This window comes from Allobranchiibius sp. CTAmp26 (assembly GCF_017565405.1).
GTDB lineage: Bacteria > Actinomycetota > Actinomycetes > Actinomycetales > Dermatophilaceae > Allobranchiibius.
The window spans coordinates 15,362-28,140 of record NZ_JAGEKR010000006.1; the positions used below are offsets into that span (position 1 = coordinate 15,362).

A 12,779-nucleotide genomic window follows, 5' to 3' on the forward strand; every position below is an offset into this window, starting at 1 on the left:
GGCTGTCCATCGGTTTCTATCCTTGCGCCATGTCCGACCCCTGCCCATGCGGCTCCGGCCTGCCGTACGACGACTGCTGCGGCCCCCTCCTCGCCACCACCCGGCTCGCCCGCACCGCGCTCGAACTGATGCGGTCGCGCTACACGGCGTACTACTACGGGAACGCCGAACACCTCTGGCGCACGTGGCATCCCGCAACCCGACCGGTCGAGGTCACCCTCGATCGCGAGGTCACGTGGACGGGTCTGCGGATCCTCGAGGTGGTCGACGGCGAGGCCGAGGACAGCACCGGTGTCGTGGGGTTCGTCGCGTCGTACGACGGGGGGTCGTTGCGCGAGCGCAGCAGCTTCGAGCGGCGCGGCGGCCGGTGGCTCTACCGGGGCGAGCACTCCTGATCGTCAGCGGATTCGTGGCGTCGGCGCCACCAGAACGCTGACAATCGGGGCCCGCGCGACGGATACCGGGATGCCGCACGTCCAGCGCTTCCGTACGATGGCGGACGGCCCGCTTCACAAGCGCGCGCCCGTCCGAACGATCCTCGAACCCCCGCAAAGGAACCCCTGTGCTTCGCACCCAGGAGGCCGGCACGCTGCGTGCCGACCACGCCGACCAGACCGTCACGCTCGCCGGGTGGGTCGCCCGTCGTCGGGATCACGGCGGGGTCGCGTTCCTGGATCTGCGCGACGCCAGCGGCGTGGCCCAGGTCGTCGTACGCGACGAGGTGCTCGAGGAGGGTGGCGCGCACGACCTGCGCAACGAGTACTGCGTGCAGGTCACCGGGCGCGTCCGCGTGCGGCCCGACGGCAACTTCAACACCGAGCTGCCGACCGGTGAGATCGAGGTCGTCGCCTCCGACATCGAGGTGCTCAGCGCCTCGGTCACGCTGCCGTTCCAGCTGGACGAGCGGGTGACCGTCGGCGAGGAGACCCGCCTGAAGTACCGCTACCTGGACCTGCGACGCCCGGAGGCGGGTGGCGCGATCCGGTTGCGCAGCAAGCTGACCCGCGCCGCACGCGGCGTCCTCGACGACCGCGACTTCGTCGAGATCGAGACCCCCACGCTGACCCGATCGACCCCGGAGGGCGCCCGCGACTTCCTGGTGCCGGCGCGGCTGTCACCGGGCAGCTGGTACGCGCTCCCGCAGAGCCCGCAGCTGTTCAAGCAGCTGCTGATGGTCGCCGGGATGGAGCGCTACTACCAGATCGCGCGCTGCTACCGCGACGAGGACTTCCGCGCCGACCGCCAGCCCGAGTTCACCCAGCTCGACATCGAGATGAGCTTCGTCGAGCAGGCCGACATCATCGAGCTGGGGGAGTCGATCGCGAAGGCCGTCTGGGCCGTCGCCGGCATCGACCTGCCCACGCCGTTCCCGCAGATGACCTATGCCGATGCCATGGACCGCTTCGGCTCCGACAAGCCCGACCTGCGGTTCGGCAACGAACTCGTCGAGTGCACGCAGCTGTTCGCCGACACCGGCTTCCGGGTCTTCCAGGCGCCGTACGTCGGTGCCGTCGTCATGCCGGGCGGCGCTTCCCAGCCGCGTCGGCAGCTGGACGCCTGGCAGGACTGGGCCAAGCAGCGGGGGGCCCGCGGCCTCGCGTACGTGCTGGTGCAGGAGGACGGGACGCTCGGCGGCCCGGTCGCCAAGAACCTCAGCGACGCCGAGACCTCCGCGCTGCCCGGGCACGTCGGCGCCAAGCCCGGCGACTGCATCTTCTTCGCCGCCGGGCCCGGCAAGAGCGAGCGTGCGCTGCTCGGTGCCGCCCGCCTGGAGATCGGCCGCCGTTGTGGCCTGATCGACGAGTCCGCGTGGTCGTTCCTCTGGGTGCTTGATGCTCCGCTCTTCGAGCCTGCCTCTGACGCAGTCGCGTCTGGCGACGTCGCCGTCGGCTCAGGCGCCTGGACCGCGGTGCACCACGCGTTCACCAGCCCCAAGAAGGAGTTCCTCGACACCTTCGACACCGACCCCGGCAGTGCGCTCGCGTACGCCTACGACATGGTCTGCAACGGCAACGAGATCGGCGGCGGGTCCATCCGTATCCACCGCCGGGACATCCAGGAGCGGGTCTTCAAGGTGATGGGCCTGTCCGACGAGGATGCCCAGGAGAAGTTCGGCTTCCTGCTCGACGCTTTCGCGTTCGGTGCGCCGCCGCACGGCGGCATCGCCTTCGGATGGGACCGGATCTGCGCGCTGCTCGCCGGGACCGACTCGATCCGTGAGGTCATCGCCTTCCCGAAGTCCGGCGGCGGCTTCGACCCGCTCACCGCGGCGCCGGCCCCGATCACGCCCGAGCAGCGCAAGGAGGCCGGGGTCGACGCGAAACCTGCGGCCGCCGTGCCCGCCCAGGGTGCCCCCGAGGTCAACCCCAAGCAGAGCTGACCCGCACACCGCGAGCACCGAACCGACCACCGGGCCACCCGGTGGTCGGTTTGCGTTCTCGGCCAGTGCTGCCGCCCTGGCCGAGAACGCAAACCGTCAGCACCGACGCAAACCGTCGCCGCCGTCGGACAGGTACGTCGTACGACGCGTCGCTCAGGTCGCGGGGAAGCGGGCCGCGCCGAGCTGCCGGGACTGGGCGACCAGCGCGCCGGTGCTGTCCCAGACCGTGCAGTCCTCGTTGAAGAGGCCGCCCGCGACGTGGTCGGTGTGGGTGCGCACCTGCAGCCAGCCGGGTGCCGGCCGGGCGCGCACGTACCCGGTGAACTCGATCGTCGGCGCCCAGCCCTGACTGCCCAGGTCGAAGACGACCGGCGGGAAGGCGTCCAGCGCCAGCAGCAGCGACAGCGCGTCGGGAGCGCGGTCGTCCTGCAGCCGCATCCAGCCCCGCAGCTCGCCCTTTCCGCTCGGAGCGCCGACCGCCCACCCGATCGTGGCCGGGTCCAGGCGCAGATCGAGCCGTTGCAGCAGCCCCGACTGCGACAAGCTGGGCGGCGCGTCCTTGGCGCTCATGCACTCCGCGAGGGGAGGAATCGTCGGTGGGGCGACGGTCTTGCGGGGCGCTTCGTCGTACCGGCCGAGATCGCCCAGGGTCAGGAGCGCGCGGAAGCGCTCGACGTCGACACCGTCGACGGGCTGGGTCACCACCACCTGCGCGGTGCTCATCGAGCGCCCCGTACGCAGGATCGTCGGACGGGCTCGCACCGGACCGGGCGAACTGGGCGAGAGAAAGATCCCACTGAAGCTCAGGGTGTCGGCGTGTCCGCCCGCGCGCTGTGACGCGTCACCGGTGGCGCGGGCGGACAACGCCATCAGCAGCCCGCCGTTGACCGCCTCGCCGATACCCCACTCGTGCGTGAGTACGCCGACGTACGCGCCGCTGTCGTCGGGCCCGGTGGTCGCGATGGCATCGTCGAACTCGCTCATGGTGGCCATCATGTCGGGCACGCCTCGTGGACCGGGCGCGGGCCCGCCCTGGCCCGCCCTGTCCTGGCCGGCGGATACGGTGACCGCGTGGCAGACCTGTTCTCCGACCCGGGACGCGCACGGGGCACGGACCCGTCCGACCGGGCGGGGTTGCCGCCGCTCGCGGTCCGGATGCGACCCCGCTCGCTGGAGGAGGTGCGCGGTCAGACCGACGTGCTGCGACCGGGCAGCCCGTTGCGCCGGTTGGTCGAGGGTGCGAGCGGCGCGGCCGGAGCGATGTCGGCCATCCTCTGGGGGCCGCCCGGCACCGGTAAGACCACCCTGGCGCACCTGGTGGCCGATGCGGCAGGGCGCACCTTCGTGGAGATGTCGGCGATCAACGCCGGCGTCAAGGACGTGCGAGCGGTGATGGACCAGGCCGCACGTGAGCGCGACCTCTACGGGCGCCAGACCGTGCTCTTCCTCGACGAGATCCACCGGTTCAGCAAGGCGCAGCAGGACGCGCTGCTCCCCGGGGTCGAGAACCGGCTGATCGTGCTGGTCGCCGCGACCACGGAGAATCCGTCGTTCAGCGTCATCGCACCCCTGCTCTCGCGGTCGGTGCTGGTGCGCCTCACGTCGCTGTCGGACGAGGACATCACCCTCCTGCTCGCGGACGCCGTCCGCGACGAGCGAGGTCTCGCAGCAGCGTTCGCCCTCGACGACGACGCTCGCGCGCACCTGGTGCGGATGGCCGGGGGTGACGCGCGCCGGTCGCTGACCGCTCTCGAGGCGGCGGCCGGCGTCGCGCAGGACCGTGCCTCGACGCGGATCGAGCTGACCGACGTCGAGCAGGCCATGGACCAGGCAGCGGTCCGCTACGACCGGGCGGGCGATCAGCACTACGACGTCGCGAGCGCGCTGATCAAGTCGATGCGCGGCAGCGACGTGGACGCCGCGCTGCACTACCTGGCGCGGATGCTGGAGGCGGGGGAGGACCCGCGCTTCATCGCCCGGCGGATCGTGATCGCCGCGAGCGAGGACGTCGGGATGGCCGACCCGACCGCGTTGCAGACCGCGGTGGCGGCGCTGCACGCTGTCGCGCAGATCGGCATGCCGGAGGCCCGGATCATCCTGGCGCAGGCGGTCGTGCACAACGCGATAGCGCCGAAGTCGAACGCGTCGTACAACGGCATCAACGCCGCCATCGCCGACGTACGCGGCGGATTCGGGGGAGCGGTGCCCGCTCACCTGCGCGGCAGCGGGTACGCCGGCGCTGCCGATCTGGGCCACGGCGACGGCTATCGCTACAGCCACGACGAGTCGAACGGCGTGGGGCCACAACAGTTCCTGCCCGACGATCTGCTCGCGAGGGCCGACTACTACCACCCCACCGGGCGTGGCTGGGAGGCGAGCCTGGGCGCTCGCTGGGCCTCGCTGCGCAGGGTGATCCGAGGCGAGGACTCGCCTCAGTAACGGTTTGGTCACCGTCAGGTATCAGCCGGAAGCGAACGGGCCACCGTGTGGCATCTTCATCCCAGGGCAGCCCACCACCCCGCAGCCGCCCGGTGTTCTGCTCGACGCATCCCTGTCGTGTCCGTTCAGGAGGATCTGACTTCGTGTTCGCGGTCCGTCAACGTTCCGACCCGTCGCTCCCGACGCGTCCGCCGGCGGATCCCGTGACCGGTTCGAACGTGGCCGACCAGACGTTCCGGAGCACGTCGGCGTGGGCGTACACGCTCGTCGTATGGGCGTTCTGCGGGCTGTGCGCGGTGCTGGCGATCCTTCAGGAGCCGGCGCTCACCGCGGTGCGGGTGGTCCTGACGTCCGCGACGGTCGCGCTGCTGGCGTGGGCCGTGCTGCTGCGCCCGCACTTGCGCGTGACCGATGCCGCCGTCGTGGTCTCGAATGTGTGGCGTACCCACGTGATCCCGTTCGGCGCCGTCGCCTATGTGCGCACCCGTGGCCTGGTCGAGGTCGTGGTGCGCGAGGGCGAGCGCGAGCGGGTCTACCGATCGTGGAACGCGCCCGGCAACACGGCCCGGAGGCCGCGCGTGAGCGACCCGCAGGCCCGCAACCACCTGCGCAGGATGGGTGTCTCCCCGCAGGGCCACTCGCACGCGCTGAGCGCGGGGAGCGGTGCGGCGGGGCGACTCATCGAGGAGCGGATGGATGCCGCGGCGCCCGGCGCGCCGACGTCGATCCGCTCCAACTGGAACCTCCCGATCATCGCGGCTGTGCTCGCCGCGCTCGTCGTCACCGTGGGGGCGTGGTCGCTGTGAGCATCGCGCACGACACGCCGACTCATCCGCGTCGTAGACGCACATCGGATGCCCGCCTCGTACATAGTCGCCCTGTGGAACGTCGTCTCGTGAGAAGGAGCGCTCCCCTCATGCACCCTGCTGTTCCTCCGTTCCGCCCCGTCGGTGACCACTCGGGGGGCCGGCCGTGAGCCTCTTCCTGCTGCGGCGGTTCGTCAACTACGTGATCCTGACGCTGGTCGCGACCACGTTCAGCTACATCCTCGCGAGCATCTTCGAGAACCCCGCGGCCCGCTACCTGGGCAAGAACCCACGCCCCAGCAACGAGACGATCGCCCGCACCCTGGACCGGTACGGCACCAACCCGAACACGCCGGTGCTCGAACGCACCTGGCACTGGTTCACCCAGTTGGTCTTCCACGGCAACCTGGGCCAGGAGTACGACGGCACGAGCGTCGTGCACGACATGATCGTGCGCTCCGGCGTGAGCCTGCAGCTGCTGTTGATCGGGTCCATCCTCGGAGCCCTGCTCGGAGTGGCGCTCGGCGTGTGGGGCGCGGTCCGCCAGTACAAGGCCAGCGACCAGACGGTGACCTACCTGTCGTACCTGATCCTCTCGATCCCGGTGTACGTGCTCGGTGTCCTGCTCATGATCGTCGCGACGAAGTTCAACGACGTGATCGGCACCAACGCGATCGTCTTCACGGGCCAGTACACCCCCGGGACGTCGGGCTTCTGGTCGATCCTGTTGGACCGGCTCAGTCACCTGCTGCTGCCGACGATCGCGCTCATGCTGACCAGCGCCGCGTCGTACTCGCGGTACCAGCGCAACGCGATGCTCGACGTGCTGAGCGCCGACTACATCCGCACGGCGCGCTCCAAGGGACGTCCCCGGAACGCCGCGATGATCCGGCACGGGGTGCGGGTCGCGCTGATCCCGATGTCGACGTTCTTCGCGTACAGCTTCGGGCTGCTGGTCGCGGGATCGATCTTCCTGGAGAAGATCTTCACCTGGCACGGGATGGGTGAGTTGGCGCTGAACTCGGTCAACCAGAACGACATCAACGCCACGACCGGCTCGATCCTCTACGTGGCGATCCTGATCCTGATCAGCTCGACGCTGTCGCAGATCCTGTACGCCGCGCTCGACCCGAGAGTGAGAATCTGATGGCCCTCACCAATCTGGAGATCCTGGAAGAGCCGGAGCCCTCGGCCGCGCCCCTCAGCAGCTCGGCCAAGAACGCCGGCAGCGCCAGCCGCGGGAAGCTCATCTGGCTGCGGTTGCGTTCGACGGCTCGTTTCTGGATCGGCAGCATCATCGTGCTGCTGCTCATCCTGTGGGCCATCTTCGGTCCGGCGTTCAGCAACTTCGGGGCCGGCGACACCGACCTGCTCAACACCGGGGTCGGGCCGAGCGGGGCGCACTGGTTCGGCACCGACGGCATCGGTCACGACCTCTACGTCGAGACCGCCCTCGGGTTGCGCATCTCGCTGGTCATCGGTCTGGTCGGCGGACCGCTCGGCACGGTCATCGCCGCGATCGTGGGGGCCTTCGCCGGCTACATCGGCGGGGTCTTCGACAAGGTCGTGTCCTGGTTCATCGACCTGATGCTCGTGCTCCCGTCGTTCTTCATCCTGCTGCTGATCAGCCCGGCGCTGAAGAAGCTGTCCTGGGTCGCGCTGGTCTTCTTCATCCCCGCGTTCGGTTGGATGATCATGGCCCAGGTGGTGCGGTCCTCGACCCGCTCGCTCACCGACCGCGACTTCGTGAAGGCCGCGCGGTTCATGGGAGTGAAGACCGGCACCATCATCTTCCGGCACATCATCCCGAACGTCGCGTCGCTGCTGATCATCGACGCCACCCTCGGTGTGGTCTACGCGATCAGTTCCGAGACGGCCCTGTCCTACTTCGGCTACGGCATCCAGGCGCCGCAGATCTCGTTGGGCACGCTCATCGCCGATGGGACGCCCGGCGCGACCACGCAGGCCTGGCTCTTCCTCTTCCCCACCATCGCCCTGGTCCTGCTCCTCTTCGCCGTCGGTCTCGTCGGCGACGCGCTGCGGGACGCCGTCGACCCGACCTCCGGAGTCACCCGTGACTGAATCGCCCCTGCTCGAGGTCGACAACCTGTCGGTCGAGTTCCTGCAACGCGGAGCAGCCACCGTCAACGCGGTCCGCGGCATCTCCTACCACGTCAACCGCGGCGAGTTCCTCGGCATCGTGGGGGAGTCCGGCTCGGGCAAGTCCGTGTCCTCGATGGCGGTCATGGGCCTGCTGCCCAGCACCGCCCGGGTCACCGGCGACATCCGCTACCGCGGGGAGTCGTTGCTGGAGCGCGACGACAAGACACTGTCGAAGCTGCGCGGCAAAGAGATCTCGATGGTCTTCCAGGACCCGCTGTCGGCGCTGACTCCCGTCTACACGGTGGGCAATCAGATCACCGAGGCGCTGAAGCTGCACGATTCCGGCCTGTCCGACAAGGCGGCCGACGCGCGGGTCATCGAGCTGCTCACCACGGTCGGCATCCCGGCGCCCGAACGACGGGCCAAGGCGTTCCCGCACGAGTTCTCCGGCGGTATGCGCCAGCGGGTGATGATCGCGATGGCCATCGCGAACGACCCCGACCTGATCATCGCCGACGAGCCGACCACGGCCCTGGACGTCACGATCCAGGCGCAGATCCTCGAGGTGTTGCAGAAGGCCAAGGAGGTCACCGGCGCCGCCGTCGTGCTCATCACCCACGACCTGGGTGTGGTTGCCGGCAACGTCGACCGGGTGGCCGTGATGTACGCCGGGCGGCTGGTCGAGACCGGCACCGTGGAGCAGGTGCTGACCGCGCCCCGGATGCCGTACACGATGGGACTGCTGCGCTCGGTGCCGAACATGCAGACCGCCGGCCGGTCCCGGCTCGTGCCGATGGAGGGACGTCCGCCGTCGCTCGCCGCGCTGCCGCCGGGGTGCCCGTTCGAGCCCCGCTGCCCGGCCTCGATCGACGCCTGCAGCACGGCCGAGCCGCCGCTCGTGCAGATCGGCGGCACCGGCCCCGGCAGCCGCGAGGTCGCGTGCATCCGGGCCGATGAGTTCGAGCGGGGGACGCTGGGCATCGCCGACGTGTTCCCTCACCCGGAGCCCGTTCCGCCGGAGGAGCAGGCGCAGGTCAAGGGCGCCACGGTGCTCCAAGTCACCGACCTGAAGCGGCACTTCCCGCTGACCAAGGGCGTGGTGTTCCGCAAGACCATCGGCTCGGTGAAGGCCGTCGACGGGATCACCTTCGACATCGAGGAGAAGCAGGTACTTGGGCTCGTCGGTGAGTCCGGGTGCGGGAAGTCCACCACCATCCTGGAGATCCTCGAGCTGGCCCGACCGCAGAGCGGCTCCATCGAGCTCAACGGCGTCGACGTCGCGAGCCTGAACTCCTCGGCTCGACTGAAGCTGCGCGGCGACGTGCAGGTGGTCTTCCAGGACCCGATGGCGGCCATCGACCCGCGGCTCAGCATCGAGGACATCGTCTCCGAGCCGCTCACCGTGCGCGGTGCATCGCGTTCGGAACGGTCGGCCAAGGTCCGGGAGCTGCTCGAGACGGTGGGCCTGGATCCTGCGATGTCGGGCCGGTACCCCCACCAGTTCTCCGGTGGTCAGCGCCAGCGCATCGGCATCGCCCGGGCCCTCGCGACGGACCCGAAGCTGCTCATCCTCGACGAGCCGGTGTCCGCCCTGGACGTGTCGATCCAGGCCGGTGTCATCAACCTGCTGCAGGACCTGAAGGACAGCCGGGGACTCTCCTACCTCTTCGTGGCACACGATCTGGCCGTGGTGCGTCAGATCGCCGACGTCGTCGCCGTCATGTACCTGGGTCGGATCGTCGAGCTGGGGGAGGCGGACAACGTGTTCAGCCACCCGCAGCACCCGTACACCCAGGCCCTGCTGTCGGCCGTGCCGATCCCCGACCCGCGGGTGGAGCGCACCCGCCAGCGGGTGCTGCTGGACGGCGACCTGCCCAGCCCGACGCAGGAGATCCCGGGCTGCAACTTCCACGGGCGCTGCCCGCTGTTCAAGATTTTGGATGCCGCCCATCAGGAGCGCTGCATCCAGACGGACCCGAGCCTGCGCTCGGTCCACAACTCTTCGGTTGCCTGCCACTTCGCGGAAGAGAATCCGCTGCGGGTCACCGGGGTCGATATCACCGAGAAGGAGAAATCATGAGGGCGAAGTTGACGGTAGCGACGGCGATGGGGGTGGGGCTCGCCCTCTCCCTGTCGGCGTGTGGTGGCAGTAGCGGTGGCGGCAAGTCGTCGTCGGCGACGTCGGGGGGCAAGAGCAGCAGCGCCTCGAACGGAGCGACCTCGAGTCTTCCGCCCTCGGCGTACACCAAGGCCGCGTACGCCTCGGTCAAGCAGGGCGGCACGCTGACCGGCGAGATCGCCCAGCTTCCCGCCAACTACAACAACTACCAGGCGAACGGTCTGCTGGGCGACACCCAGACGATCCAGAACCCGCTGACCCCGGCCGGCGGCGGCTTCACGTTCAACCCCGACGGTTCCTACAAGATCGACCCCGACTACGTGACGTCGGCGAAGATCGTGGCGAACAGCCCGACCAAGATCGAGGTGAAGCTGAACCCCAAGGGCGTGTGGTCCGACGGCAAGCCGATCACCTACCTGGACGAGGTCAACAACTGGAAGGCCCTGAACAACACCAACCCGAAGTTCGAGGCCGCCACGACCTCCGGGTGGGACCAGATCACCGCTGTCACCAAGGGGTCCAGCAACTACGACTACACGGTCACCTTCAAGACCGCGTACTCGGACTGGGTCGGCTACGTCTACCCGGTGCTGCCCTCGACCGTGACGGACACCCCCACGCACTTCAACACCACGTGGGCCTCCAAGCAGTACCCGACCAACGGCCCGTTCGTCATCAGCAAGATCGACGCCAGCGCCCAGGTCATCACCGAGACCCCGAACCCGAAGTGGTGGGGTCGTAAGCCCAAGCTGGCCAAGATCGTCTGGCGCGTCATCGACCAGAGCTCGATCGGTCAGTCGTTCGTCAACAAGGAACTGGACGTCGTCGACACCCAGGCGAACGCCGACGTCATCAAGCAGGCGTCCGGTCGCACCGACGCCACGCTGATGAAGTCCGGTGGCCTCAACTGGACCCAGCTGACGATGAACGACAGCAAGGCGCCGTTCAACGACGTCAACGTCCGCAAGGCCGTCGCGTACGGCATCGACCGGACGACGTTCGCCAAGGTCGTGCAGAAGGGCCTCACGGTCCCGCCGCAGACCCAGGGCAACGGCATCCTGATGCCCGGGCAGAAGGGGTACGAGGACAACTTCGGCAACGCCTACCCGTACTCGACCTCCAAGTCGGACGCGCTGCTGAAGCAGTCGGGCTACACCAAGGGCAGCGACGGCTACTACGCCAAGGGTGGCCAGACGCTCTCGTTCGCGATCCTGGTGCCGTCCGGTACGCCGACCAACGCCCAGCGCGCTCAGCTGATCCAGGCCTTCCTCAAGAAGGTCGGCATCAAGGTCACGCTGAACACCGTCCCGACGGCGAAGTACTTCAGCGACTACATCCAGACCGGCAACTACCAGGCGAGCAGCTTCACCTGGCAGGGCGGCCTGCTGCCGGTGTCCTCCAGCGAGCCGATCTACTACCCGGCCAACGGTGGATCGAACTACTCCAAGATCACCGGACCCAACCAGGGCAAGCTGTGGGCCAAGGCGCTGAGCAACCTCGACCCCACCTCGCGGTTGAAGGACATCGACGCCATCGACAAGGACCTGACGTCGTACGTCGCGATCATCCCGCTCGCGACGAGCCCGCTCATCTGGGGCGTCAAGAAGGGCATCGTGAACTACGGGCCCACCCAGTTCGAGACGATCGACTGGACGCAGGTCGGCTACACCAGCTGATGCACTGACGTCGCTTCGACGCAACGACGGGGTCGGGATCCGGTACGCGGATCCCGGCCTCGTCGCCGTCGGTGGCGGTCGGCACGGCACCACCCAGGTCACGATTTGGTTGCACGTCGCGCCGGGTCCTCGATCCGGCACCCTTCCCGTGGCAGCCTTTCCCTGCACCCCCTGGGACAGCACAGTGATTTCGCACGTCCCGGGGTCGCGAAACCGTAAAATCTCTCGTCTGGAGGCAGATTGCGTTGTCGGTGATCATCGAAAGTCCCGACGCAGCATCGGCACCGGGTCAGGGCGACAGTCCGAAGGAGATCCAGGGCAGGTCGCCCCGACAGCTCGCGTGGATGCACCTGAAGCGCGACCGGGTCACCCTGATCGCCGGGGTCATCGCCATCCTCGGGATCCTCATCGGCATCGCGGCGCCCATCCTCAGCAAGCTCGGGGTCATCGGCCCGACGGACAACCACCAGAACCTGCTCTCCTCAGCCGGTATGCCGATCGGTGCCTTCACCGGCGCGTCCGGCAGTCAGCTGCTCGGCGTGAGTCCCGCCAACGGATACCCGATGCTGGGCCGTCTGATGCTGGGGACGACGTACTCCCTCGCGATCGCGCTCGGCGCGACTGCGATCACGCTCATCCTGGGCGCGATCATCGGGATGGTCAGCGGCTTCGTCGGCGGCAAGGTCGACTTCGTCTTCGGCCGCATCATCGACCTCACCCTGTGCTTCCCGCAGACCCTGATGCTGCTCGCGCTGTCCGCGACGCTGGTGGAGGTCCTCACCTCGACCTTCCACGTGCCGACGGGCGCGACGGCCAACGGCCTCTACGCCATGCTGGTACTGGGACTGTTCGGCTGGCCCAACTTCGCCCGTGTGATCCGCGGCCAGGTGCTGACGTTGCGCAACCGGGAGTTCGTCGAGGCGGCCAACAGCCTCGGATCGTCCACCATGCGCATCTACATTCGCGAACTGCTGCCCAACCTGTGGGCGCCGTTCCTGGTCTACACCTCGCTCTACATGCCGCAGTACATCTCGGCGGAGGCAGCGCTGGCGTTCCTGAACGTCGGCATCCAGCCGCCGACGCCGACGCTCGGCAACATCCTCAACGACTCGGTCAGCTACATCCAGACCGACTCGACGTTCTTCTTCGAACCCGCCCTGGTGATCGTCATCCTGGTCCTGGCGTTCAACCTGCTGGGCGACGGCCTGCGTGACGCCTTCGACCCGAAGGCCGGAAGGCGTTGAGCACCCCCGGAG

At 68.7% G+C, this 12,779-nt stretch carries 10 protein-coding genes; 9 read left to right on the forward strand and 1 reads right to left on the reverse strand.

What is annotated here, in order from left to right; translation table 11 throughout:
• The first annotated feature begins 29 nt into the window (after nt 1-29).
• Both J4030_RS03970 and aspS read left to right on the forward strand, forming a co-directional pair.
• Nucleotides 30-395, forward strand: coding sequence for a YchJ family protein (locus J4030_RS03970; protein ID WP_208047917.1), 366 nt, complete (start codon nt 30-32; stop codon nt 393-395).
• A gap of 167 nt (nt 396-562) precedes the next feature.
• Entirely contained in the window at nt 563-2,380 is a 1,818-nt protein-coding gene (gene aspS, locus J4030_RS03975; RefSeq protein ID WP_208047918.1) for an aspartate--tRNA ligase, read from the forward strand.
• Between the two features lie 153 nt (nt 2,381-2,533).
• Here the strand turns inward: aspS and J4030_RS03980 are convergent, their stop codons facing one another.
• Nucleotides 2,534-3,364 carry a thioesterase family protein gene (locus tag J4030_RS03980; RefSeq protein WP_208047919.1) on the reverse strand — a complete coding sequence of 277 codons (831 nt, stop codon included), beginning with the start codon at nt 3,362-3,364 and terminating at the stop codon, nt 2,534-2,536.
• A gap of 87 nt (nt 3,365-3,451) precedes the next feature.
• On the opposite strand from J4030_RS03980, the gene J4030_RS03985 reads away from it, so the two are divergent.
• The 7 genes from J4030_RS03985 (at nt 3,452) to J4030_RS17825 (ending at nt 12,767) form a co-directional block, all read left to right on the forward strand.
• Nucleotides 3,452-4,819 carry a replication-associated recombination protein A gene (locus J4030_RS03985; protein ID WP_374221976.1) on the forward strand — a complete coding sequence of 456 codons (1,368 nt, stop codon included), beginning with the start codon at nt 3,452-3,454 and terminating at the stop codon, nt 4,817-4,819.
• 218 nt (nt 4,820-5,037) lie between these two features.
• The gene (locus tag J4030_RS03990) at nt 5,038-5,625 is read left to right on the forward strand and encodes a hypothetical protein (protein ID WP_208047920.1); all 588 of its coding nucleotides are present in this window, start codon (nt 5,038-5,040) and stop codon (nt 5,623-5,625) included.
• Nucleotides 5,626-5,791: 166 nt separating this feature from the next.
• Complete coding sequence (locus tag J4030_RS03995) at nt 5,792-6,772, forward strand: ABC transporter permease (protein WP_208047921.1); 981 nt, start codon at nt 5,792-5,794, stop codon at nt 6,770-6,772.
• Nucleotides 6,772-7,707, forward strand: a complete 936-nt coding sequence (locus J4030_RS04000) for an ABC transporter permease (RefSeq protein WP_208047922.1) — start codon at nt 6,772-6,774, stop codon at nt 7,705-7,707. Before J4030_RS03995 ends, J4030_RS04000 begins: the two co-directional genes overlap by 1 nt.
• Nucleotides 7,700-9,808, forward strand: a complete 2,109-nt coding sequence (locus J4030_RS04005) for an ABC transporter ATP-binding protein (RefSeq protein ID WP_208048103.1) — start codon at nt 7,700-7,702, stop codon at nt 9,806-9,808. The genes J4030_RS04000 and J4030_RS04005 overlap by 8 nt, the downstream gene beginning before the upstream one ends.
• On the forward strand, nt 9,805-11,523 hold the full coding sequence (locus tag J4030_RS04010) for an ABC transporter family substrate-binding protein (protein ID WP_208047923.1): 1,719 nt from the start codon (nt 9,805-9,807) through the stop codon (nt 11,521-11,523). The genes J4030_RS04005 and J4030_RS04010 overlap by 4 nt, the downstream gene beginning before the upstream one ends.
• Nucleotides 11,524-11,774: 251 nt before the next feature.
• Complete coding sequence (locus J4030_RS17825; RefSeq protein ID WP_208047924.1) at nt 11,775-12,767, forward strand: ABC transporter permease; 993 nt, start codon at nt 11,775-11,777, stop codon at nt 12,765-12,767.
• Nucleotides 12,768-12,779: the final 12 nt, after the last annotated feature.